Source organism: Methylobacterium sp. J-077 (assembly GCF_022829365.1).
Taxonomy (GTDB): domain Bacteria; phylum Pseudomonadota; class Alphaproteobacteria; order Rhizobiales; family Beijerinckiaceae; genus Methylobacterium.
Genome location: NZ_JAKSYJ010000019.1, coordinates 1 through 23,121, shown reverse-complemented (window position 1 = coordinate 23,121; position 23,121 = coordinate 1). Strand labels below are relative to the sequence as shown.

The 23,121-nt window shown below is 69.3% G+C and carries 25 protein-coding genes, 1 tRNA gene and 1 pseudogene; 12 read left to right on the top strand and 15 right to left on the bottom strand.

Features of this window, described 5'->3' with window-relative positions:
* Positions 1-151 precede the first annotated feature (151 nt).
* The gene (locus MKL11_RS00675) at positions 152-1,207 is read left to right on the top strand and encodes a nucleotidyltransferase domain-containing protein (RefSeq protein ID WP_243939342.1); all 1,056 of its coding nucleotides are present in this window, start codon (positions 152-154) and stop codon (positions 1,205-1,207) included.
* 25 nt (positions 1,208-1,232) lie between these two features.
* Here MKL11_RS00675 and tolB read toward each other — a convergent pair whose 3' ends face one another.
* The 4 genes from tolB to tolQ form a co-directional block, all read right to left on the bottom strand.
* The gene (gene tolB, locus MKL11_RS00670; protein WP_243939340.1) at positions 1,233-2,573 is read right to left on the bottom strand and encodes a Tol-Pal system beta propeller repeat protein TolB; all 1,341 of its coding nucleotides are present in this window, start codon (positions 2,571-2,573) and stop codon (positions 1,233-1,235) included.
* Positions 2,574-2,638: 65 nt separating this feature from the next.
* Positions 2,639-3,925 carry a cell envelope integrity protein TolA gene (gene tolA, locus MKL11_RS00665; protein WP_243939338.1) on the bottom strand — a complete coding sequence of 429 codons (1,287 nt, stop codon included), beginning with the start codon at positions 3,923-3,925 and terminating at the stop codon, positions 2,639-2,641.
* Positions 3,926-3,935: 10 nt separating this feature from the next.
* The gene (locus tag MKL11_RS00660; protein ID WP_147854680.1) at positions 3,936-4,382 is read right to left on the bottom strand and encodes an ExbD/TolR family protein; all 447 of its coding nucleotides are present in this window, start codon (positions 4,380-4,382) and stop codon (positions 3,936-3,938) included.
* Positions 4,383-4,407: 25 nt separating this feature from the next.
* Positions 4,408-5,124, bottom strand: coding sequence for a protein TolQ (gene tolQ / locus MKL11_RS00655; protein WP_092043862.1), 717 nt, complete (start codon positions 5,122-5,124; stop codon positions 4,408-4,410).
* 329 nt (positions 5,125-5,453) lie between these two features.
* On the opposite strand from tolQ, the gene MKL11_RS00650 reads away from it, so the two are divergent.
* Positions 5,454-6,242: an HpcH/HpaI aldolase family protein gene (locus tag MKL11_RS00650; RefSeq protein ID WP_243939336.1), complete on the top strand. Its 789-nt coding sequence runs from the start codon at positions 5,454-5,456 to the stop codon at positions 6,240-6,242.
* Positions 6,243-6,252: 10 nt separating this feature from the next.
* On the opposite strand, the gene ybgC is transcribed toward MKL11_RS00650, so the two are convergent.
* The 3 genes from ybgC to ruvB form a co-directional block, all read right to left on the bottom strand.
* Positions 6,253-6,705, bottom strand: a complete 453-nt coding sequence (gene ybgC / locus MKL11_RS00645) for a tol-pal system-associated acyl-CoA thioesterase (protein WP_243939334.1) — start codon at positions 6,703-6,705, stop codon at positions 6,253-6,255.
* A 145-nt stretch (positions 6,706-6,850) separates the two neighbouring features.
* On the bottom strand, positions 6,851-7,576 hold the full coding sequence (locus tag MKL11_RS00640) for a DUF4142 domain-containing protein (RefSeq protein WP_243939332.1): 726 nt from the start codon (positions 7,574-7,576) through the stop codon (positions 6,851-6,853).
* Positions 7,577-7,943: 367 nt separating this feature from the next.
* On the bottom strand, positions 7,944-8,993 hold the full coding sequence (ruvB, locus tag MKL11_RS00635; RefSeq protein WP_243939330.1) for a Holliday junction branch migration DNA helicase RuvB: 1,050 nt from the start codon (positions 8,991-8,993) through the stop codon (positions 7,944-7,946).
* Positions 8,994-9,244: 251 nt separating this feature from the next.
* Here ruvB and MKL11_RS00630 point away from each other — a divergent pair, with 251 nt between their 5' ends.
* The gene (locus tag MKL11_RS00630; RefSeq protein WP_243939328.1) at positions 9,245-9,484 is read left to right on the top strand and encodes a hypothetical protein; all 240 of its coding nucleotides are present in this window, start codon (positions 9,245-9,247) and stop codon (positions 9,482-9,484) included.
* Positions 9,485-9,604: 120 nt separating this feature from the next.
* A complete protein-coding gene (locus MKL11_RS00625) occupies positions 9,605-9,946 on the top strand; it encodes a hypothetical protein (RefSeq protein ID WP_243939326.1) in 342 nt (113 codons plus the stop codon).
* On the opposite strand, the gene MKL11_RS00620 is transcribed toward MKL11_RS00625, so the two are convergent.
* Positions 9,918-10,274, bottom strand: a complete 357-nt coding sequence (locus tag MKL11_RS00620) for a hypothetical protein (protein WP_243939324.1) — start codon at positions 10,272-10,274, stop codon at positions 9,918-9,920. The two genes, MKL11_RS00625 and MKL11_RS00620, sit on opposite strands and share 29 nt — an antisense overlap.
* Before the next feature lie 77 nt (positions 10,275-10,351).
* Here MKL11_RS00620 and MKL11_RS00615 point away from each other — a divergent pair, with 77 nt between their 5' ends.
* Together MKL11_RS00615 and MKL11_RS00610 are read left to right on the top strand one after the other, a co-directional pair.
* Complete coding sequence (locus MKL11_RS00615; protein WP_243939322.1) at positions 10,352-11,248, top strand: GGDEF domain-containing protein; 897 nt, start codon at positions 10,352-10,354, stop codon at positions 11,246-11,248.
* A 214-nt stretch (positions 11,249-11,462) separates the two neighbouring features.
* A complete protein-coding gene (locus MKL11_RS00610; protein ID WP_243939320.1) occupies positions 11,463-12,131 on the top strand; it encodes a LuxR C-terminal-related transcriptional regulator in 669 nt (222 codons plus the stop codon).
* 35 nt (positions 12,132-12,166) lie between these two features.
* Here MKL11_RS00610 and MKL11_RS00605 read toward each other — a convergent pair whose 3' ends face one another.
* Positions 12,167-13,441 (bottom strand): DNA topoisomerase IB, encoded by a 1,275-nt coding sequence (locus tag MKL11_RS00605; RefSeq protein WP_243939318.1) that lies wholly within the window; start codon positions 13,439-13,441, stop codon positions 12,167-12,169.
* A 132-nt stretch (positions 13,442-13,573) separates the two neighbouring features.
* On the opposite strand from MKL11_RS00605, the gene MKL11_RS00600 reads away from it, so the two are divergent.
* From MKL11_RS00600 to MKL11_RS00585, 4 genes are all read left to right on the top strand, one after another.
* Complete coding sequence (locus MKL11_RS00600; protein WP_243939316.1) at positions 13,574-14,737, top strand: glycosyltransferase family 4 protein; 1,164 nt, start codon at positions 13,574-13,576, stop codon at positions 14,735-14,737.
* Positions 14,738-14,739: 2 nt separating this feature from the next.
* Complete coding sequence (locus tag MKL11_RS00595) at positions 14,740-15,399, top strand: class I SAM-dependent methyltransferase (RefSeq protein WP_243939315.1); 660 nt, start codon at positions 14,740-14,742, stop codon at positions 15,397-15,399.
* Between the two features lie 172 nt (positions 15,400-15,571).
* Positions 15,572-16,144, top strand: a complete 573-nt coding sequence (locus MKL11_RS00590) for an NAD(P)H-dependent oxidoreductase (RefSeq protein ID WP_243939314.1) — start codon at positions 15,572-15,574, stop codon at positions 16,142-16,144.
* 148 nt (positions 16,145-16,292) lie between these two features.
* On the top strand, positions 16,293-16,907 hold the full coding sequence (locus tag MKL11_RS00585) for a cytochrome b (protein WP_243939313.1): 615 nt from the start codon (positions 16,293-16,295) through the stop codon (positions 16,905-16,907).
* Positions 16,908-16,909: 2 nt separating this feature from the next.
* Here MKL11_RS00585 and MKL11_RS00580 read toward each other — a convergent pair whose 3' ends face one another.
* Entirely contained in the window at positions 16,910-17,812 is a 903-nt protein-coding gene (locus MKL11_RS00580) for an AprI/Inh family metalloprotease inhibitor (RefSeq protein WP_243939312.1), read from the bottom strand.
* A complete protein-coding gene (locus MKL11_RS00575) occupies positions 17,809-18,774 on the bottom strand; it encodes a 2-hydroxyacid dehydrogenase (protein WP_243939311.1) in 966 nt (321 codons plus the stop codon). Before MKL11_RS00575 ends, MKL11_RS00580 begins: the two co-directional genes overlap by 4 nt.
* A gap of 245 nt (positions 18,775-19,019) precedes the next feature.
* On the opposite strand from MKL11_RS00575, the gene leuC reads away from it, so the two are divergent.
* Positions 19,020-20,432: a 3-isopropylmalate dehydratase large subunit gene (gene leuC / locus MKL11_RS00570; protein ID WP_243939309.1), complete on the top strand. Its 1,413-nt coding sequence runs from the start codon at positions 19,020-19,022 to the stop codon at positions 20,430-20,432.
* An 81-nt stretch (positions 20,433-20,513) separates the two neighbouring features.
* Positions 20,514-20,598: transfer RNA gene (locus MKL11_RS00565), tRNA-Leu, on the top strand.
* A gap of 33 nt (positions 20,599-20,631) precedes the next feature.
* Here the strand turns inward: MKL11_RS00565 and MKL11_RS33350 are convergent.
* The 4 genes and pseudogenes from MKL11_RS33350 to MKL11_RS00545 all read right to left on the bottom strand — a co-directional run.
* The gene (locus tag MKL11_RS33350; RefSeq protein ID WP_243939307.1) at positions 20,632-21,315 is read right to left on the bottom strand and encodes a phage tail protein; all 684 of its coding nucleotides are present in this window, start codon (positions 21,313-21,315) and stop codon (positions 20,632-20,634) included.
* 24 nt (positions 21,316-21,339) lie between these two features.
* Positions 21,340-21,540 carry a hypothetical protein gene (locus MKL11_RS00555; RefSeq protein ID WP_243939304.1) on the bottom strand — a complete coding sequence of 67 codons (201 nt, stop codon included), beginning with the start codon at positions 21,538-21,540 and terminating at the stop codon, positions 21,340-21,342.
* A gap of 250 nt (positions 21,541-21,790) precedes the next feature.
* Positions 21,791-22,893, bottom strand: a pseudogene (locus MKL11_RS00550) (IS3 family transposase).
* 45 nt (positions 22,894-22,938) lie between these two features.
* A partial coding sequence (locus MKL11_RS00545; RefSeq protein WP_243939303.1) for a transposase occupies positions 22,939-23,121 on the bottom strand: 183 nt, incomplete at its 5' end.

Sequence of the window (23,121 nt, the reverse complement as noted above, 5' to 3'; positions counted from 1 at the left end):
GAGCAGAATTTTCCGACCCATAGGCGGGTCGGCGAAGCCAAATCCGATTATCCATTTTGTGCCTCCGACCAATCGGAAAACGGATAACGCATTTCCAATCATAAGCTTAGATGGTATGCATTGAGTCCTAACGTCTGCACGGACGGGCACGATGCCGTACAGGGAACTCGACGACGAACAGGCCCGGCAGCTCATCAATGCCGAGCAGGTCTTCGATGCCTATCGCGCGGCGCAATCGACCTTGCAGAGTCGCTTCGCCGGCTCGATGGCGTGGAAATCCGTCGAGGGGCGCAGCTACCTCTATCGTTTCAAGCGTGGTGTCTGGAAATCGCTCGGTCCTCGTTCGGAGGAGACGGAGGCCATTCACCAGCGCTTCGTCGATGGCCGTTCACATGCGAAGATGCGCAGCGCTTCGCTCGCGCAACGGCTGAACACGATCGCGGCCGTCAACCGAGCATTGCGCCTTGGCCGAATGCCGGTGATGGCCGCCCGAATCCTGCGGGCCCTGTCCGATGCCCGCCTCACGGAACCGGTGGTCGCCACGGTCGGCACCAATGCCCTGTTCGCCTATGAACGGATGGCCGGCGTCCAGATCGACCAGACGGTCCTCGAAACAGCCGATTTCGATCTGTTGTACGATGCGCGGGCCAGCCTGAAACTCATCGTGCCCGAAGTCGCAGCCTCGGGAATCGTCGGCCTTCTCAGGAAGGTCGATCACTCCTTCGAGGTCATGGGCAAGCGCGGGTTTCGTGCCGCAAACCGCGACGGCTACATCGTCGATCTGATCACACCCGCTCCGAAGGACCCGATCAGACCGAGTGAGGTCAGACAGATCGGGCGCGACCCGGACGATCTCGTCGCGGTCGAGATTTTTGGTCTCGCCTGGCTCGTGAACAGTCCCAAGGTCCGAGCCACGGTGCTCGATCTGCGCGGCTACCCGGCCGAGATGATCGTACCCGACCCGCGCGCCTTCGCTCTTCACAAAGCCTGGTTGTCGGAGAGACCGGATCGGAATCCCGAGAAGCGCCGCCGCGACGCCGCACAGGCCAAGCTCATTGCCGGACTCATCGCCCGCTACCTGCCGCATCTCGGCTTCGACGATCCCGTCCTCGGGGCTTTGCCGAAAGCACTGCGGGATCAGGCCGCGACGCTCACCCCTGCCGTCACGGGCCGCGAAACGAACGACGCCCTGGAGCCCGACTGGTAGCTGGGCTCCAGAATCCCAAAAGGACTCAGCGTCCCGCCAGTAGCGGCGACCAGGTCGGGTCGGAGGCGTAGGAGGGCGTCGGGATCGGCTGCTCCACCTTCCCGGTGATGTCGACCATGAACAGCTTGCCGCCGCCCTGGCCGCCCGGATCACGGAAGAACAGCACGTACTGGCCGTTCGGCGCGAAGGTCGGCCCCTCGTTGTGGTAGCCCTCGGTGAGGACGCGCTCGCCGGTGCCGTCGGGCTTCGACACGCAGATCGCGAAGCCGCCGTTGCGCTGGCGGGTATAGGCGATCAGGTCGCCGCGGGGCGACCAGGCCGGCTGCGAGGCGGAGCCGGTGCCGAAGGTGATCCGGTGCGGGTTCGAGCCATCCGCGCCCATCACATAGACCTGCTGCGAGCCGCCGCGGTCCGATTCGAACGCGATCTGCGCGCCGTCCGGGGCGTAGGTCGGCGAGGTGTCGATCGCCATGCCGTTGGTGATCGCGTGCTGGGCCTTCGAGGCGATGTCCATCGTCACGATGTCGGCGTTGCCGCCCTGCTGCACGCTCATGACGAGCTTGCGCCCGTCCGGCGAGAAGCGCGGGCTCGCACTCATCGAGTCGACGCTGCCGAGCGCCTGGCGCGCGCCGGTCTCGAGGTTGATCACCTGGACCCGGGGCTGGTGCCCGGTGGCCTGGGCCATGAAGGCGATGTCCTGCGTGGCCGGCGAGTAGCGCGGTGCGACGATCGACATCTCACCGCTGGTGATCGCCCGGACATTGGCGCCGTCCTGATCCATCACCATCAGGCGCTTGCGCCGGTTCTCCTTGGGGCCGCTCTCGTCCACGAAGGCGATGCGGCTGTCGAACCAGGGGCCGAGGCCGGTGATCTTGGTATAGACCGCGTCCGAGATCAGGTGGCCGGTGCGCCGGGCGTTGGCGGTGTCGGTGCCGTATTGCTGGCCGGTCATCTGCTGGCCCGACGTCACGTCCCAGAGGCGGAACTCGACCTTGAGCTTGCCGGAGGCATCCCGGGAGACGCGGCCCGTGACCAGGCCCTGGACGCCGGTGGCGCGCCACGCCTCGAAGTTCGGCGCGGCGTCGAAGTTCGGCTGCTCGGGGAAGCGGCCGTGGTCGAGGGGCGTGAAATACCCGGAGCGGCGCAGGTTGTTGGTCACCACCCCGGAGACGAGGCCGCCGAGGCTCGGATCGCCGCCGAAATCCGCGATGGCGATCGGCATCGGCTGGAAGTTGCCGCCGCCGATGCGCAGCTGCAGCTGCGCCTGGGCCGGCGCCGCGATGAAGGCCGCGAGGAAAGCCAGGACGGCCATCAGGCGCGCGGCGTAGGACGCCGGAAGAGGCCCGGCGGAGCGAGAGTTATGCATGGGTCGGATCCGAAGTGGCGATCAGACGGGGAGGCGGTTGGCGGAAATCTGCGCGGGTGACGACCTCAGGTCGCCGTGAACTCGAACTCCGCGTTGATGGCCTTCCAGTCGTTGTAATACGGCGCGTAGGTGGCCGGAATGTTATACGGCGCACAGCGGCGCACCGCCCGGAGCGCGGCTTGCGCGATCGACTGGTCCACGCCGCTGGAGCCGCCGCGCATGATCCGCGGCTCGGTGCTGAGCGAGCCGTTCGGGTTCAGCCGGATGTCAAGCACCGGCAGGACCACGCCCTGAGCGGCGCCGGGCGGAGCCGAGTAGCAGCGCTCGATCTGCTGCTGCAGCAGCCCGACCAGGGCGTCGCGCAGGGACGGCGACAGGCGCTGCGCGGTCCCGGTCGCGGCGCCCAGAGCCGCCACCTTCTGCACCGTGTGTCCGGTGGCGCCGGTCGATTGCGACGGCGCCTTCGAGGCCAGCATCGAGCGGATATCGCCGGCGTTGAACTTGTCGGCGAGCTCGGCCTGCTTGCGCGCCTTGGCCTCGCCATCGGCCTTGGCCTTCGCGTCCGCCATCGCTTTGGCCTTCGCCTTGGCGGCGGCCTCGGCCTTGGCGGCGGCGTCCGCCTTCTCTTGGGCGGCCTTGGCCTCGGCCATCTCCTTCTGACGCTCCGCCTCCGCCTCGGCCTTGGCTTCGGCGGCCTTCCGGGCGGCTTCCCGAGCGGCCTCGGCCTTTGCGGCATCCGCCTTGGCCTTGGCTTCGGCCTTCGCGGCGGCGGCCTTCTCGGCCGCGGCGACCGCTTCGGCCTCCTGGCGTTCGATCAGCTTGTCGAGCTGCTCGCGCTTCTCGGCTTCGGCCTTCGCGGCGGCCTTCGCCTCGGCCTTGGCCGCCGCAGCCGCCTTGTCGGCCGCGGCCTTCTCCGCCGCCTTCTCGGCGGCCTTGGCGGCAGCCTTCTCGGCCTCGCGCTTCTCCTCCGCGGCCTTGGCAGCCTTGGCGACCTCCTGCGGATCCGGCTCGGCGCGCAGGGGCATCTCCTCCGCGTTGGCGAGCTTCATCTCGGCCGTGCGCTTGGGCGCGGTCGGCGCGTCGGTCTTGGCGTTCTCGGGCTCGCGATCCTCGACCTTCTCGGCCTGGCGATCGGCGCGCGGCTGGGCGTTCGGCATCGGCTTGTCGGCCTGGCGCTCGCCCTTGGTGATCTCGGAGAACTGGTTCTCGGTGATCACCTCGACAGGCACGCCTTCCTGCGCCTCCGGCAGGGCCGGGGCCGCCACGCTGAACAGCGCGAAGGCCAGCAGCGCCACGTGGGTGCCGGCGGAGATCCAGACACCCGGTTCCTTGCGGTCGAAGCGGAACTCCACGGTTCAGGCCCTACTGATGCTCTGGCTCGGTCACGAGGGCGACCTTCTTGAAGCCGCCGCCGGTCACGATCGCCATCACCTGCGCGACCCGACCGTAATCGACCCGCTTGTCGCCGCGCACGAACACGCGCTCCTCGGTCCCGGTCTTGGCGGTCTCGAGCAGCTTCGGGATGATCGTGTCGTCGGTCAGCTCGTCCTCGCCGAGGAAGACCTGGCCGGTCTGGCGGATCGAGATCGTCACCGGCTTCACGTCGGAATTGAGCGGCGAGGCCTTGGATTGCGGCAGGTCGAGGGGCACGCCCACCGTCATCATCGGCGCTGCGACCATGAAGATGATCAGCAGCACCAGCACGACGTCGATGAACGGCGTCATGTTGATCTCGTTGATCGGCCCGCCGCGCCGGCCCCTGCGCCGCCGCCTCTTGCCGCCGTGGGATGCCCCCGCCGCCATGCTCATGGATCAATCTCCTGGAGCGGCCCGGTCAGGCGGCGAGCGAGAGGCGCTCGTCGATCTGGCGGGAGAGGATCGCGGAGAACTCGTCGGCGAAACCCTCCAGCCGCGATTGCGACTTCGAGACCTCGGCCTGAAGCTTGTTGTAGGCGAGCACCGCCGGGATCGCGGCGAACAGGCCGATCGCGGTGGCGAACAGGGCCTCGGCGATGCCGGGGGCCACGACGGCGAGCGAGGTGTTCTTGGAGGCCGCGATCGAGGTGAAGGCGGTCATGATGCCCCAGACCGTGCCGAACAGGCCGATATACGGGCCGGCCGAGCCGATCGAGGCGAGGAACAGCAGCCGCGATTCGAGCCGCTCGACCTCGCGCTGGATGGTGACGTCGAGCTGCTTCTCGATGCGCTGCGACAGGGACTGGACCTGACGGCCCGAGCCCTCGAACGAGCGCTTCCACTCGCGCATGGCGGCGACGAACACCGCCGCGAGCCCGGTGGCCGGGCGGTCGTTGAACGAGCGGAACAGCTCCTCCAGGGAGCGGCCGGACCAGAACGCGTCCTCGAACGCGTCCATCTCGGCCTTGGTGCGCCGGAACAGCAGGGTCTTGTCGACGATGATCGACCAGCACCAGATCGACGCGCTGAGCAGCCCGACCATCACGATCTTCACGACGAAGTGGGCCTGCAGGAACAGTCCGAGCAGCGTCATGTCGGCGACAGGCGCGGCCTGCATCGCGTCGGCTGGGTTCATCCGTCGAGGTCTCCTGCTCCGGATCGCGATGCGCCGGGCGAGGCCCGCGTCCGCCGGATCCGTGAGCGATATCAATGCTATCGCCCGCGAATCTGTCGAAAGTAAGGGCCGACTTCACCCGATTACCCGGCGACATCGCACCGACTTCGTTAAGGGCGCGGCAGGGTTAAGGATCGGTTTCGATCCGGGCGATCCCAAGGCATTCCAGGACATAGGCGGCGACATGGGTCGCGCGACGTCCGGCGAAGACTGGACCTCGCGAAACCCACGCCGTTATTCTCATCCCCACGGCGAGTCGGTGCGCCGAGAGCCTCAGTCCAGGACGTGTCATGACCCTGCCCGTTCCGAGCCTCCCCGGCCTGCTGCCCGCCGGGCCCGCCCGATTCCTCGGCTGGTCCTGTATCGCCGATCCGGCCATCGCGGGCGCCCTGGCGCGCTCGGGCTTCGACGCCGTGCTCCTGGACCAGCAGCACGGCGCGCACGACTACCATTCATGTTGTGCCGCGATCACCGAGGTGGCGCTCGCCGGCAAGCCGAGCCTGGTCCGGGTGCCGGTCGGCGACTTCGCCATGGCGTCGCGGATGCTGGATGCCGGGGCCTCGGGCATCGTCGCGCCGATGATCAACAGCGTGGCCGATGCGCGGGCGCTGGCGGCCGCCACCAAGTACCCGCCGGTCGGCCAGCGGAGCTGGGGGCCGGACCGCGCCATGTGGATGTCGGGCCTGCACGACGCGTCCGAATATCTCGCTGGCGCCAACGCCCGCGCGCTGACCATCGCCATGTGCGAGACCTCGGAGGCGATCGACGCGCTGGAGGCGATCCTGGCGCTCCCCGGCATCGACGGCATCCTGGTCGGGCCCGCCGACCTGTCGATCGCCCTGTCCAAGGGGACGGCCATCGACCCAGCCGGTTCGGCGGTCACGGCGGCTCTGGGCGAGATCGTGCGCAAGACCCGGACGGCGGGCAAGCTGCCCTGCGCCTTCTCACCGTCCCCGGCGCGGGCGCGGGAGATGGTCGCGATGGGCTTCCAGCTCGTGTCGATCGAGTACGACGCGATGACCATCGTCAACGCCTTCGCCCGGCTGCTGCACGAGGCCGACCCGTCGCGGGTCGCCTGAGCCAGCCGGGTCAGTCGATCCCGGACGGGGCGAGGAGCCGGCGCAGCGCCTCCGGCAGGCGGATGGCGCGGCCGTCGCGCACGCAGGCGACCGTGACCTCGGCGGCGACCAGGAGTTCGTCGCCCCGGCGGACCTCCTGGGCCAGCTGCATCGAGGCGCCGCGCAGATGCTGCGTGCGGGTCACGATGGTGAGCAGGTCGTCCATGTGGGCGGGGCGGATGAAGTCCAGGGACATCCGCCGCACCACGAAGACGAGGCCGCGTGCCTCCCGGTGCAGATCGGATTGGTCGCCCGCCAAGCCGCGCAGCAACTCGGTCCGGCCGCGCTCCAGGAAACGCAGATAACTCGCGTGGTAGACGAAGCCCGAGAAGTCGGTGTCCTCGTAATAGACCCGCACGACCATCCGGTGGGCGGCAGCCGGATCGTTCGTCGGCGCGTGCTCGGCGGAGTTCGGAACGCTCATGGGCTTCGTTTACGGCATGGTGCGGGAGCGGGGAAAGCCACGCGCCGAAACCGTCCGTAGGCCTCCGGTTTGCCGAAGGCATACGCCCGACACGACGAGGGCCGCCCTGGGGCGGCCCTCGCGTGGTCAGGTCTGGGCTGCCGGATCAGCCGCCGATGCGGGCGGCCAGGCTCGCCGAGTGGGCGTGCTCGTCGGCGATGTAGGGCAGCGCCTCGCTGGCGAAGCGACGGCCCTGGGCGCTGTCGCCCGACTTGGCGTAGGCGTCGTAGAGCGCCAGGGTCTGGGCGTCGGACCGGGCCTGCTGGTCGATATAGGCGCGGTCGAAGGAGCGGGCGTTCGGGGCCGACTGGAGCTGCGCCAGACGAGCCTGGCCGCGCTCACCGAGGGCGACGCGACGACCCGGCTCGGTCGGGCTGTTGTCGACGATGCCGACCGCGCCCAGCGCGCCGCCGACGATGCTGGTGCCGAGGTTGGCGGCGATCGTCACCGGGGCGAGCACGAAGCCGACCGGGTTGCTCAGGTCGGTCTTGAGACCCTGGTTGTCCGAGACCACCGTGCCGCTGCGCGACAGGGAGGTGTTCGGCGGCAGGAGGGCGTCGGTGGTGGCCTTGCGCTCGACCAAGACGCGGTTGGCGTAGTTGCGGACCCGCGGGTTGCGCGAACGCTCGAGGGCGATACGGCTCGCCTCGATGCTGGTGGCATCGGAGCGCAGCGCCTCGGCGCGGAACGCGGGGGTCTCGGTGGCGGCAGCGCCGACGCCCTGCTGGTTGGCGAAGGGCAGGATGCGGATCGGCAGCGCGTCCTGCGCGAGGGCCGGCGTCGAGAGCGCAGCGGCGGAGAGGCCGAGAATGGCGAGCGTGATGTTCTTCATGTCGGAGGATAGTCCCTGGTGTTCTTATTGAGGGCTCAAAGATCAGTCGGGATTCCACGGTTGACGCCGTAGTCCCACGATCTTGTCGGCGCCACGCAGACTAGGCGCGGTTGCCTCCACAACTGCCCCGTTTCCCCACCGTTCCAGGGATCAGATCGCTTTTGCGTGATCGAATTGGAGGTCTGAGTACGTAAAAGCTTGGCGATATTTGCGACGCGATCGACGCGAAACCCGTGACCCGTCAGACGCTTGCTGATTGTGCAGCGCACCTAGAAGTCGATGGAGCGGTCCGGCGCGGCCAAGGTCGGCCATGAACCAGGCGTGAACCAGCCCCGTCCCGACCGCATGGACGGTACCGGAAATCAGGTCAGGCCGCGTCGCCGTCGTCGAACAGGCCGTCCTGCGCGCGCCGCGGCTCGGCGAAGCCCATGTGCCGGAACGCGTGCTTGGTCAGCACCCGGCCCCGGGGCGTGCGCTGCACGAAGCCGCGCTGGATCAGGTACGGCTCGATGATGTCCTCGATGGCATCGCGCGGCTCCGACAGGGCGGCCCCGATCGTCTCGATGCCCACCGGACCGCCGCCGAACGAGGTCGCGATCAGGGTCAGGTACTTGCGGTCCATCACGTCGAGGCCGACCGAATCCACGTCGAGCAGCTTCAGCGCCCGGTCGGCGATGGCGCGCGTCACGGTCTCGGCCTCGGCCACGATGGCGAAGTCCCGCACACGCCGCAGCAGCCGGCCGGCGATGCGCGGCGTGCCGCGCGCCCGGCGGGCGATCTCGTTGGCGCCTTCGTCGGACATGCCGATCCCGAGCACCCGCGCGCCGCGGGCGACGATCTTCTCCAGTTCGTCGATCTCGTAGAATTCGAGCCGGATCGGGATGCCGAACCGGTCGCGCAAGGGCGTCGTCAGCAAGCCGGCCCGTGTGGTCGCCCCGACCAGGGTGAATTTCGGCAGCTCGATCTTGACCGAGCGCGCCGCCGGCCCCTCGCCGATGATCAGGTCGAGCTGGTAATCCTCCATGGCCGGATAGAGGATTTCCTCGACCGCCGGGTTGAGCCGGTGGATCTCGTCGATGAAGAGCACGTCGCGCTCTTCGAGATTGGTCAACTGCGCGGCGAGGTCGCCGGCCTTGGCGATGACCGGGCCCGAGGTCGAGCGGAAATTCACCCCGAGCTCCCGCGCCACGATCTGGGCCAGGGTGGTCTTGCCCAGCCCGGGCGGCCCGACGAACAGCACGTGGTCGAGGGCCTGGCCGGTCATCTTGGCCGCCTCGATGAAGATCTGCATGTTGGCGCGCGCCGCCTTCTGGCCGATGAACTCGGCCAGGCTCAGCGGCCGGATCGTCTGGTCCACGTCCTCGGCGCGCTTTTCCGGCGTCAGGAGCACGTTGGTCGGGGGCTTCGGCTTGCTCATGGACCTTCGCTCGTGGACCGGCTCGCCCGCTGGTTCAGGGATCCACGGGAGCCGTCGCGTCCGGGCCATGTCTCCTAATACGCGTGGACTGCGAAGTCTAAGCGCGTCGCATGGCCCGTACCGCAGCAGACCGTCACGGCCGCCGACGCCGATTCGGGAGCCGGAAACGGTCGTCCCCGATGAAACCGAAATGCCGCGCCGCGCATTCGGTTGAAGAATCCGTAAACTCGGCCGCAGGGCATTCTTCGACCATGACCATCCGATCGACCGCAGCCGGCGCGGCCAGCGCCTTCCTGCTTCTGGCCGGCCTGGCGACCGCTCAGGCCGCCCCCACGGGCACCGAGACCAAGGTCGCCGAGGCCGCCCCGACGCAGGTCCATCCGGTGGCCGCCGTCGAGCGTGAGGACGACGCCACCTGCAGCCGGGCCCGGCGTCGGCTGTGGATCGAGGGCGAGGGCTGGGTGGTCCGCCGGATCACCACCTGCCGCTGAGGTCGCCCCTCACACGCTTACGCAGTCTGCCCGGCTGGTGGACCGGAACGGCCGGTGATCGTGTCGGTTGCCCAAGAACGTTCCCGACGCGTTCCCCCGTCGAGCATCGGAGCCGCCCGCATGATCACCCGGACAGCCCTCGCGCTCCTCACCGGCCTCGCCGCGGCGCCGGCTTCTGCGCAGGGCGTCTATCCCTACGCGCCCGTCGCGACCGGGGAGGGCGACTTCGCCGGCCCGTTCGTACGCGGCACCTATATCGGCGCGCCCCTGACCCGGGTACCGCGGCCGAGCCAGATCGTGCCGGCGCCCTGGAGCTACGGGACCTACGGGGTCCCCACCGTCTCCGGCATCGCGGCGGCTCCGGCCCAGCCGCCGACGATCACGGTCATCAACGCCACGAACACGGCTGCGAACCGCGCGGCCGGCGCCCAGGTCATCTCGGTTCAGGTTCCCCGGCGCTGAGCGCGGCGAACCAGGCGGCGTAGGGCGTATTCCGGACCAGGCGGCGGTTCAGGTCGGGGGCGTCATCGTCCCACCAGACCGGGCCGCGCTCGCCCAGCCCGGTCTTGGCCGCGTCGACCGCGGCCCGGGCGGCGGCCATCGTGGCGGCGGCCTCCGGGTCGCCCTCGCGCTCGGCACCTTTGGCTGCCTTCACCGCGCGGCGCGCATCCATCAGCGAGGCCACCAGCGCCGCGCGATGCGCCTCCGACAGGTGCGGATTGGCGCGTCGCCACAAGCGGCCACGGACTACGATATAGCGCAAGTCGGGCGTGGTGATGACCTCACGCATGCCGGAATCAGACCCTGCTGTTGGGTTCAAGTTAAGTCTTGGCGCATAGACACCAGATATCGGGTTCGGGCCATCCCATGCAGATCGTTGTCGTCGATTCGAGCCGCGTCGTCCTCCAGATCATCGCGTCCCTGATCGAACCGCGCGGTCACGCGGTGCACGCGTTCACGGATTCCGCGCAGGCGCTGGAATACCTTGCCGCCACGCCGTCGGTCCGCGTCCTGATCACCAGCGTCGAGGTCCGGCCGCTCTGCGGCCTCGAACTCTGCTGGTCCGCGCGGCTGCTCGCCGAGGAGCGCCGGCCGCTGCACGTCATCACCATGTCGTCCGCCCGCAACGTCCGCAGCCTGGCCGAGGCGCTCGACAGCGGCGCCGACGACTTCATCGAGAAACCGCCGAGCGCCGAGGAGCTGAACGCGCGGCTGCGCGCGGCCGAGCGCCTGATCACCCTGCAGGAGGAGCTGATCCGCCTCGCCGAGACCGATCCGCTCACCGGGGTCTACAACCGGCGCGCCTTCTTCGATCGGGCGCGTCTCGCCGCGGAGCAGGGCGGGCGCCCGGGCGGGATCTCGGCGATCCTGGCCGACATCGACCATTTCAAGCGGATCAACGACGAGCACGGCCACGATGTCGGCGACGTCGCCATCAAGGCCGTGGCCGAGCTGATCGCCGGGGACGGCATCGGCGGGCGCCTGGGCGGCGAGGAGTTCGGCATCGTCCTCCCGGGCTGCAGCCTCGATGAGGCGACCGCCCGGGCCGAGCGCCTGCGTGAAGGCATTCAGGCTCTGCGCATCCGTGGCAGCAGACATGCGATCGGGTTCACCTGCAGCTTCGGCGTCAGCACCTGGATCGAGGCCGACGACGTCAACGCGCTCCTCAAGCGGGCCGACCTGGCGCTCTACGCGGCCAAGAGCGGCGGACGTAACCGCGTCGTGCCGTACCAGAACGACGTCACCTTGGCCGTCGCAAGCTGAGACGGCCGAGCCGCCCCAGCGTGGGACGATCCAGTGCGGGACGGTTAAAGTTGGCGGCCCACATTGGCACACCAAATCGTGGCACGAAGACAGGAATCGACAGAATCTGCGAATATAAAGCTTAATATTCGCCCCAAACTCGTGGAATGGATCTTGGAACTACGCATCCGATCCCGGCCCCTTTGTATCGCCGGGAGACGAAAGGTGCGAGGTCATGAGTACGGCCGTTGGCGTCCTGATCCTGGATGAACCGCAGGACCTGAGCGCGACTGTTCGCGCCACTCTGGAGCATATGCCGGAGTTTCACACGATCGGCATGGAGGATCTGGACCAGGCCGATGCCGCGAATGCGGTCGCCCTGATCTTCCTCGACGAGATTCGGCTGGCCGATGGCATCGCCCGCCTCGTCGGCCTGAAGGAGCGGCAGCCGAACCTGCGCACGCTCGTGGCGTTCGGGGCACTCACCGCCGACGACCTCCGGGCGCTGCTGGCGGCGGGCGCCGACGCTTTCGTGGCCCGGTCGAAGTCGCCGCGGGAGCTGGGTGCGGCCCTGCTCGCCCTGGCCGAGGGATCGGATTGCCTCGTCCCCCCGGAGCAGCAGGCCGTGGTGCCGGCGGAACAGGGCGACGGTCTCGGGCTCACGCCGCGCGAAGCGGAGGTGCTGCGCTTCCTCAGCTCGGGCTTCAGCAACAAGGAGGTGGCCCGCCGCCTCGCGCTCAGCGTGCGGACGGTGGAGACCCACCGGCTCAACCTGCGCCGCAAGACGCAGACCGGGCGGCTGAAGGACCTGGTCTCGCTGGCCCGCCAGCTTGGCCTGGCCCCGGTGGTCGACAGCGACCAGAACCGCCGCGGTGGCTCCGGCAGCAACCAGTCCCGGCATTGACCGGGATCCCGGGCAGCCCCGGCGGGGCTGCCCCCCTACACCACACCGACCTGCGCCCCGGCGCGGCCCCGCGAACCGCCGGACGATCGTTTCCCGCTCGCTGCCGAGTTGGCTGACGACTTGGCCGCCGACTTGACCGCCGACTTGGCCCGGGACGCCGACTTCTTCGCCGTACCCCGTTTGCGAACCTGAGCCGCAGCCGGCTTGACCAGTTTACCCGCCTTGGCATCGTCCTGCGACGCGGCCAGTCGCGCCTGAAGCAGCCCGAGCACCGCCGCCTCCTCGGAGCGGAGCTTGCCGAGATCCCCGCTCAGCTCGGTCTCGACCGCGTCCTTGACCTGAAGCAGGAGATCGCCCTCCAGGTAGCAGTCGAGGATCTGGGGGTGGATGTAGCACTTCCGGCAGATCGTCGGCGTGTTGCCCAGCCGCCCGGCGACGCTCTCGATCGCCGCGCGGACGTTGCGCTTGGCACCCGCCTCGCTGTCGAAGCTCTCGAACTCGCGCAGGGCCAGGGCCGCCAGGACCGTCCCGGCCCAGGTCCGGAAATCCTTGGCGGTGAAATCCTCGCCGGTGACTTCGCGCAGATACGCGTTCACGTCCGACGAGGTCACGTCGCGCTGGATTCCGTCGCCGTCGATGTACTGGAACAGCTCCTGCCCGGGCAGGTCCTGGCAGGCCTTCACGATCCGGGCGACACGCCGGTCTTTCAGCGACACGTCCCAGGTCTTGCCGCTCTTGCCCTTGAACCGGAACGACAGCTCCGCGCCTTCAATGCGGACATGCGGATCGCGCAAGGTCGTGAGGCCGTAGCTCTTGTTGGTGCGGGCGTAATCGTCGTTGCCGACCCGGATCAGCGTGGTCTCGAGCAGGTGGACCACGGTGGCCAGCACCTTCTCCCGGCACAGGCCCGGCCGCTTCATGTCGGCATCGACCCGCTGGCGGATGCCGGGCAGGGCGTCCGCGAAGGCCATGATCCGCGAGAACTTGTTGGCTTCCCGCGCCTGTCGGAAGTCGGGATGATAGCGGTACTGCTTGCGCCCCTTGGCGTCCCGGCCAGTGGCCTGGATATGGCCGCTGCTGCGGGCGCAGATCCAGACGTCGGTGTAGGCCGGAGGGATCGCCAGGGCGCGGATGCGGGCCAGGACCCGCGTGTCGCGCACCGGGGCGCCCTTCGCGTCGAGATAGCGGAAACCCGTGCCGCTGCGCTTGCGCGTCAGGCCCGGCCGGCTGTCGTCGACATAGACGAGGCCGGCTTCCTCGGCCGCCGCCCGCAGGGTCCCGCCGTTCTGGTCCGTCTCGACATCCGCCATCGCCGCCCCTCCCGGATACGCCGCCGGGACCGCCCGGCGAGAAGGCGCTGATCAACCGGCGGCGCCCGACCGCCGTTCCGGGTCTGCGCATCCGTCGCAGGCCGATCCGCTGCGCCGTGCTAGAGGGACGGCATGGATTCCGAACCTGCCCGCGAAACCCTGCCGACCCCGAAGCGAAGCCTCGTCTTCGTGGTGACCGAGGATTGGTTCTTCGCCTCCCACTTCCTGCCCATGGCCCGCGCCGCGATCGGCATGGGGCTCTCGGTCGCGGTCGTCACCCGGGTGCGGGCGCACCGCGCCGCCATCGAGGCGACCGGCGCGCGCGTCGTGCCGCTGGAGGCGGAGCGGGCGAGCCTCAACCCGATGGCGGCCGGCTACGCGGCCGGGCAGCTCGCCGGGATCCTGAAGGCGCTGAACGCCGACATCGTCCACTGCATCGCCCTGCGGAGCATCCTGGTCGGCGGGACCGCCGCCGCCATGGCCGGTATCCCGGCGCGGGTCTACGCTCTGACCGGGCTCGGCCTCGTCGGCGCCCGCAGCGACCGGGTCGGGCGCGCGGCCCGGCTCGGCCTGAAGGCGCTGATCCGGGGGCCGCTGGCCTCGGCGCGCACCCGCTTCCTGTTCGAGAACCCGGACGACGCCCTGGCGCTCGGCCTCGACCCGTCCGAGCAGTCGGTGACGGTGGTCGGGGGGGCGGGGGTCGATTGCGACGCGTTCCAGCCACGGCCGCTGCCCGCGATGCCGCCGCTCAAGGTCGCCGTGGTGGCGCGCATGCTCTGGTCGAAGGGCATCGACGTGGCGGTCGAGGCGACCCGCATGGCCCGGGTCCGGGGCGCCCCCGTGGACCTCGCCCTGTTCGGGGCGCCCGACCCGTCGAACCGCCGAGCGATCGACGCGGCGACCCTGCGCGACTGGAGCCACGACGGCGTCGCGTGGCACGGCCCGACCTCCGACGTGGCCGCCGTCTGGGCGAGCCACCACGTCGCATGCCTGCCGTCGCGGGGCGGGGAGGGGCTCCCGCGCAGCCTGCTCGAAGCGGGCGCCTGCGGCCGGGCGCTGGTCACCACCGACGTTCCGGGCTGCCGCAGCCTCGTGCGCGACGGGATCGAGGGCCTGCTCGTGCCGCCCGGCGACGCCCCGGCCCTGGCCGACGCGCTGGTCCGCCTGAGCGGCGATCCCGCTTTGGTCGCGAGCCTCGGCGCGGCGGCCCGGACGCGGATCGAGGCGGGCGGCTTCACCGAGGCCGCCGTGACCGATCAGGTCTGCGCCGTTTGGCGCGACCTGCTGGACGCTTGATCATGCGCGCCCCGGACGATCCGCGCGGCTTCATCGCGGCCCATACCCGGCTGCTGCCGGTTCCTTACGCGCCGGAGATCCGGCTCCACGTCGCCGACGAGGCGACCGAGCTCTGGCAGAAGACCGAGGACGAATTGCAGGAGATCGGGCTGCCGCCGCCGTTCTGGGCTTTCGCCTGGGCCGGCGGGCAGGCGCTCGCTCGCTACATCCTCGACCATCCCGAGATCGCGCAGGGGCGCAGGGCCGTGGATTTCGCCTCTGGCTCCGGCCTGGTGGGGATCGCCGCGGCCCGGGCGGGCGCAGAGCACGTCGTCGCCAGCGACCTCGACCCGTTCGCCGTGGCGGCGATCGGCCTCAACGCCGGCGCGAACGGCGTCGCCGGCCTGATCCAGCCGGTCTCGGCCGACCTCCTCGGCACGGTGCCGGAGGCCGATCTCGTCTTCGCGGCCGACGTGTTCTACGAGCGCGACCTCGCCCGGGCGGTGACCGCCTGGCTGACCGACCTGAAGGCGCGCGGGCTCACGGTGCTGATCGGCGATCCGGGACGCACCTACCTGCCGCGGGAGCGCCTGGAATGCCTGGCGACCTACGCCGTTCCGGTCTCCCGCACTCTGGAAGATGCCGAGATCAAGCAGAGCCACGTCTGGCGGTTGCACGGCTGAGACGATGGCCTTGGCGTGACGCGTCCAATCGAACCGGCCACGGGATCGAGGCTTCATCCACGGCCGGAATGCGTTACCGTGCCGCCGGACTACGAACTGCGGGCGCGCCTCTCTGCGAAGCGCCGCCGGGCGCTCGGCGTCTGAAAGACCATGTCCAGGTGAGCGTCGAGTCGTGAGCGTCAAGCCGAGCCTTCCCCGTGTCGTCGCCTTCTCCGGGAGTGCCAAGCGTCCCTCTCGGACCCGCGATCTCGTCGAGGCGGTCGGCGCCGAACTCGCGCGGCTGCGCCGGATTGAGCTGACGGTCTACGACCTGGTCGATGCCGGACCCGGGATCGGGGCGTCCATCCGCGCGGATCTGCCCCTGCCGGCGGAGCACCTGATCGCCGCGATCGAGGGGGCGGACGCCCTGATCGTCGGGACTCCGGTCTACCAGGGCGGCTACGCCGGACTGTTCAAGCACGTGTTCGACTTCGTCGATCCGGCGCGGATGGCGGGCATGCCGGTGGTGCTCACAGCCACGGGCGGGGGCCTGCGCCATGCCCTGGTGGTCGAGCACGGCTTGCGGCCCTTGTTCGGCTTCTTCGCGGCCCACGTCGCGCCGACCTCGGTCTATGCCGGCCCCGAGGACATGGCCGACGGCCGCATCACCGACGCGACCGTGGCCGCCCGCCTCGCCGCGGCGGCGGTGGAGCTGGCCGCGCTGATCGACGTGGCCCGGACGATCGATGCCGGCGCGGCCGCCTGACGCAGCGGCATCCTGAATTTGCAGCCGGCCCGGAGCGGTTTTACAACGGTAACCTGGGATCGTTCTAAAACGTGATCGGGCTCGGCGTTGGTTGACCAGCGCCGGTCTGCTCAGGTCCACGGTGGACGACGCCCAACCGAGAGGGATCATGGCAGGTTCAAGCATCACGGCCGGCAAGAAGGCGGGGACACCGCTGCCCGCCACCTACGTCACGGCCTCGGGCCTGCCGCGCTACCATCCGGTCTCGCAGGCGCTGCACTGGGTGACGGCCGCGCTGGCACTGGCGGTGCTGCCGCTCGCCTGGGTGGCGATGAGCCTGCCGCCCGCGCCCCTCAAGGGCAATATGTTCGTGCTGCACAAGTCGGTCGGGCTGACGATCCTGGCGATCGTCGTCCTGCGGATTGTCTGGCGCATGGTCCGGCCGGCGCCGCCCGATCCCCAGGCGCCGCGGCTGCTGACGCTGATCGGCCGCGTCAACCACTGGCTGCTCTACGCGATCTTCCTGATCATGCCGGTCAGCGGCTACCTGCTCAGCGCGCTGTCGGGGCGGGACACGCCATATTTCTGGCTGTTCACCATCCCGGGCCTGGCCAAGGACGAGGGCGCGCAGAAGATCGCCGAGTCGATCCATCTCGTCGGGCAGTGGTTCGTCTACGCCCTCGTATTGCTGCACATCGCCGGGACGATCTGGCACCTCGTGATCCGCCGGGACGGCCTGCTGGAGCGGATGCTGCCGGTTCAGGACGGCCGCGGGTCCCGGTAGGATCAGTCGACCCGGCGCAGCACGAAGGTGGTACCGACCTCGGGCTCGCGCCGCCAGCGCCCGTCTCCGCTCGACACCAGGTCGATGGTGTGGCCGCGCTTGGCGGTGAGCGTCATGCGGCCGTTGGCGTAGCGCCAGCGGACCGGATCGAACACCTCCAGGCCGCCATCGTGGCAGCCTGGGACGACGTGGACGCCGCCGCCGGCCCCGTCGAGAGTGATGCGGCAGGTGTCGCGTTCCTGAAAGCGGTCGAGGGCGTAGACCCCTGGGGCCGGCCCGGGCGCCGCCGTGGCGGTAGAGGTCGGTGGGCGCTGCAATTCGGCCGGCACGGACGGCGCGGTCTGCAACGCGGACGGCGGCGCCGGTGCTGTCTCGATCCCGGCGATGTCGGGCGCCGTGGACGCGGCCGGGCGCATCGCCGCGATGTCGAGGGGGACCAGGCTATAGGTCTCGCCGCCCTCTGTCTTGGCGACGAGGCTGCGCTGATCCGGCCGCCGGACGAATTCGAGGATCGGGCGGACGTTCCGGTCGACCAGGCGCACGCTCCGGTCGCTGAACAGCCAGCCGGCGATGCCGCTCACGACCGGCAGGGCGCGCCGGCAACCGGCCGGGAAGCTGATCCGCTGGCCGGCATCGCCGTTCTCGCTCCGCAGGGTCATCACGCAACGGCGATTGGTCCCGTCGCGCGATAGATCCCAGGTCCCGGGCACCTCGCTGAGCCGTTCGGGCAGGCTCGCCGGGGCAGGGGGTGCCGCGGGCATCGCGATCGGGGGTGCGGCCAGCGTCCCCGGATCCAGGAGGCTCGGCTCCGGCGCCGCCGAGGGGGCGGCAAAGTCCTCCTGCGACGCCGCCGGCCTCGGGATCAGGGCCAGGGCGGCCAGCAGTGCGGCCAGGGCGGGTCTCACGCGGGCGGGCTCCAGGGTGTCTCGGGTACGGGGGTCAGCGGGCCGCGCCCCTCGAACCACGACAGGACGTTGTCGACCACGAGTTGCGCCATCGCCGTGCGGGTATGCTCGGAGGCGGAGCCGACATGCGGCAGCAGCACGGTGTTGTCGAGGGCGGCGAGCTCCGTCGGCACGTGCGGCTCGTTCTCGAACACGTCGAGGCCCGCCCCCAGGATCGTGCCCGCCCGGAGCGCCGCGATCAAAGCGGCCTCGTCGACCAGGCTGCCGCGGGCGACGTTGATCAGGATGCCCTCTGGTCCCAGCGCTTCCAAGACGGCGGCATCCACCAGGGCGCGGGTGTCGTCGCCCCCGGGCGCCACCACGATCAGGATATGGACCGCCCGCGCCATGCCGATCAGGCTGTCGTGGTAGGTGTAGGCCACGCCCGGCTTCCGGCTGCGGCCGTGATAGTCGATCGCGACGCCGAAGCTTTCCAGGCGATGGGCGATCGCCTTCCCGATCCGGCCGAGCCCCAGGATGCCGACCCGCCGCCCGCGCAGGGAGGCCGTCAACGGAAACGGCGCCTTCGGCCAATGACCCGCGCGCAGGTAGCGGTCGGCCTGCGGCAGCCGCCGGATCGTCGCCAGAACCAGGCCGACGGCGAGGTCGGCGACCTCGTCGGTGAGCACGTCCGGGGTGTTGGTGACGACGATGCCGCGCCGCTGCGCCTCGACGGCGTCGACGGCGTCGTAGCCCACGCCGAAATTGGCGATCAGTTCGAGCTTCGGCAGCTTGTCCATCAGGGCGGCGTCGACCTGACCGCCGACGCAGAGGCCGCGGATCCGCGGGCCGATCTCGGCGAGCATGGCCCCCGGATCCGCGGCGGCGGCGAGCCGGTGCACGGAGAAGCGCCCCTCGAAGGCGGCCTCGACCAGCGGGTGCATCGTCTTGAGCAGCAGGATCTCGGGCGGCGCTTCGGGCATCTCACACTCCCTTTTTTTCCGAACGGCCACTTATGCGGCTGGTCACGCTCGACCCGGCATAGGGCCATGACCCGGTGCAGCGCCAGCCACGTCCCTCGCCCGGCGGTGACATCCGGGGGCCAAACGCCGAGCGGCCAAGTGACAGGGCGAAGACTTGCCTCTTCCGAAAACCGCGCGCGATGCCTACTAAGGAACCCGCATTATCGCGAGAGCTTTGCACCGATCCCATTCGAAGACGAAAACCGATGACCAGCCCGCGCACCCTCTACGACAAGATCTGGGACGACCACGTCGTCGATGTCCAGCCGGATGGCACCAGCCTCCTCTACATCGACCGGCACCTCGTTCACGAAGTCACGAGCCCGCAGGCGTTCGAGGGCCTCCGCGTGGCCGGCCGCAAGGTCCGGCACCCCGAGAAGACGCTGGCGGTGGTGGACCACAACGTCCAGACTTCCGACCGCTCGAAGGGCATCGACGATCCCGAGAGCCGCACCCAGCTCGAGGCTTTGGCCGAGAACGTGCGCGACTTCGGCATCGAGTTCTATGACGCCCTCGACCGGCGCCAGGGCATCGTCCACATCATCGGCCCGGAGCAGGGCTTCACGCTCCCCGGCCAGACCATCGTGTGCGGCGACTCGCACACCTCGACGCACGGCGCCTTCGGGGCGCTCGCGCACGGCATCGGTACCTCGGAGGTCGAGCACGTGCTCGCCACGCAGACGCTGGTGCAGAAGAAGGCCAAGAACATGCGCGTCACGGTGGACGGCGCGTTGCCGGCCGGCGTCGGCGCCAAGGACATCATCCTGGCGATCATCGGCGAGATCGGCACCGCCGGCGGCACCGGCCACGTGATCGAGTATGCCGGCGAGGCGATCCGCGCCCTCTCGATGGAGGGCCGGATGACGATCTGCAACATGTCGATCGAGGGCGGCGCCCGCGCCGGCCTGGTGGCGCCGGACGCCACCACCTACGCCTACGTGAAGGACCGCCCGAAGGCGCCCAAGGGCGCGGCCTTCGACAAGGCCCGGGCCTATTGGGAGAGCCTGCTCACCGACGCGGGCGCGTTCTTCGACCGCGAGGTCCGCCTCGACGCCGCGAGCCTGCCGCCGATCGTCAGCTGGGGCACCAGCCCGGAGGACGTGATCTCGGTGCAGGGCCGCGTGCCGGATCCTGCCGCGATCGCCGACGAGAACAAGCGTCAGTCCAAGGAGAAGGCGCTGGCCTATATGGGCCTGACGCCCGGCACGCCGATCACCGACATCACCCTGGACCGGGTGTTCATCGGCTCCTGCACCAACGGCCGGATCGAGGATCTGCGGGTCGTCGCCAAGATGGTCGAGGGCCGCAAGGTCCATGAGAGCGTCTCGGCCATGGTGGTGCCGGGCTCGGGCCTCGTGAAGGCGCAGGCCGAGGCCGAGGGCATCGACCGGGTGCTGAAGGCGGCAGGCTTCGACTGGCGCGAGCCCGGCTGCTCCATGTGCCTGGGCATGAACTCCGACCGGCTCAACCCGCTGGAGCGCTGCGCCTCGACCTCCAACCGGAACTTCGAGGGCCGTCAGGGCCATCGCGGCCGCACGCACCTGGTCTCGCCGGCCATGGCGGCGGCGGCGGCGGTCGCCGGCCGCTTCGTCGACATCCGGGACTGGCCGCGCGGCTGAGGCCAAAAAGGCCGAAATCGCGATTGACGGACCCTGTCCGTCCGCATAAACGAAGCCGTCGCCGGCCGAGGCCGGCGACGAGCCCAGGTGGCGGAATTGGTAGACGCGCTGGTTTCAGGTACCAGTCTTGCAAGAGGTGAAGGTTCGAGTCCTTTCCTGGGCACCATCTGATTTCTAACATGTTGAAATCAGAAGCTTTCTACCGCCCCATCCCGCACCGGGCAAACAGGTGCGGGATTTGTTTTTGAGGAACGGCGCGCTTCGCGGGCCATCTTCGCCCGGTTCGCGGTCGTGGTGTAGACCGCGCTCTCCTTGCTACCGTCGGCCCATCCGAACAGCGCTTTGAGCTGTAGCCATGCCGGCGATCCGAGCATTCGACGCGCTGGACGTTGGGCACGCCGCAGGGATCGCTGCGCGCGATCCGGACCGGATCCTCGCCGTCGGCGAACGGGAAATCGTCGTCGGTGAGATCGTAGACCAGCGTGACGTTGGGCAGGTACGTCACGGTCGCGCCCGAGGCCGTGGTGCCTGGCATGGCCTGGTCGCCGTAGGGGACGATCTTGAGGAGCGAGCCCGACCAAGCCGCTGCGCCGTTCGTCCGCTTCAGCCAGCGCGACAGGATCGCGTTGGCGGCCTCGGCCGCGGTCAGCGCCGGGCTCAGCCCGAGCCCGAGCGCCGCGCCATAGGTCTGGTAGGACGAAGCCCCCGAGGCGCCGAACAGGGCCGCACCGCTCAGCGCGGCGGCCGGAAATCCGACGCCGTACTGCGCGCTGGTCAGGAATTCCGAGACGATAGCCGCCGGGCCCACGTCCTGCCAGAGCGGGCCGGCGGTGCCGGCGAGCCGTCCGACGACCACGGCTTGAGCGGGCGAGAAGGCATGCACGAGGGTCAGAGGGGGCGGCTGATGTCACGATCCCCCGTGCGCGTAGGCGCGCCCGTCGCGGAACACGATCACATCGCCGGGATCGGGCCGGGCGGCCTTGGCCGCCCGATCGAACACGAAGCCGAGATAGCGCTCGCCGTCGCGGTGCAGGTGCGAGTCCGGGGGGTAGGGCCGCGGGTCGAAGGCCGGCACGAGGCCGGCGCCCACGAACACGCGGACGATCAACAGGCCGCATGTCACAGTTAAGACAAAGATCATATGCTATCGCGCACAAGCACCCGTAGGTTAAGAAAAATCATTCTTCGAATAATATAGCATCAATACATCGGATTAATTACATACTTAACCTGCGTTTGCAAATAATAACTGCATAATTCAAATAAATAATCGAAATTTGGTCTGCCCCCATTCGGTGGCCCAGGTTTGAAGTTAGTGCATCGTCGGTCTGGAGTTGACCCCGTTTGTGGTCCACGGCCTATGCAAGTTCTCGGGCGGTGACAGCTTGGTTGGCGAAGGCTCGGGGCGTCAAGCCGCCCAAGGCCGTGTGAGGACGATCTTCGTTGTCGTGGCACCTCCAGTCCTCGATGCGCTCGCGGGCATCGGCCAGCGACAGGAACCACGAGGCGTTCAGACATTCCGCTCGGAGGCGGCCGTTGAACGACACGATGTCGGCTTTGTCGGTCGGCTTGCCCGGTCGTGAGAAGTCGATCTCGACCCCGTTCAGGTAAGCCCACTGGTCGAGCATGCGGCCGGCGAACTCCGGCCCTTTGTCGACCCGCAGGCTCTTCGGCCGCCTCCGCAGCCTGACCAAGGCGTCGAGCGCCTCGGTCACCTGGAAGGCGCGGAAGTTGGCTCTCGGCGTGAGTGAGAGCGCCTCTCGCGTGTGGCAATCGACGACGGTCAGGATCCGGAACGGACGCCCGTCGAAGACGCGGTCGGACATGAAGTCCATCGCCCAGACCTCGTTGGGCCCACCGATTGCCGGTCGCCCCTGGCGATAGCGTCAGGCGCGCTTGCGCTTGGGCAGCTTGGGCCGGATCGACAGCCCCTCGTCGCGGTAGATCCGGTACGTGCGCTTGTGGTTCACGGCCCAGCCCTCCCGTCGCAACAGGATGTGCAGCCGTCGGTTGCCGTAGCGGACCCGTGCGGCAGCGAGCTCCTTCAGCCGCATCCGCAGTGCCACCCGCGGGTCGGAGCGCTTCCTGTAACGCTGGGACGAGCGGCCGAAGCCGGTGGCCTGGCAGGCCCGACGCTCGCTGATGTCGTAGGCCGCCTGCAGATGGCCGGCGACCTCGCGGCGAGCGGCGGGCCTCACCACTGATCCTTGAGCACATCCTGCAGCATGGAGCGGTCCAGCGTCAGGTCGGCGACCAGCCGCTTGAGCTTGCTGTTCTCATCCTCCAACTGCTTGAGCCGGCGGATTTCCGGCACCCCCATGCCGACGAACTGCTTCTTCCAGCGATAAAACGTCGGCTCGGACACGCCCATCTTCCGGCAGACCTCGTCCACCGTCGCACCATTCTCCGCCTGCCGCAGGGCGAAGGCGATCTGTTCGTTCGTGAAGCGTTTGCGAGGCATGGCATCCACCCCCTTCAGGGTTCAGGATGCCCGAAAAACTTGCGCTCAGCGCGGACCAGTTTGCTGGGTCAGGGTCAGTCTGAGCATGGGGCAGACGAAAGCGATCAGGAGAAAACAAGCGAGCGTGCTGGCATAACGCTCATAGTTTTTGGCCAGACCCCGACAGCGCGTCGCCCAGGCGAAGGAGCGCTCCACCACCCAGCGCCGCGGCAGCAGGACAAATCCACG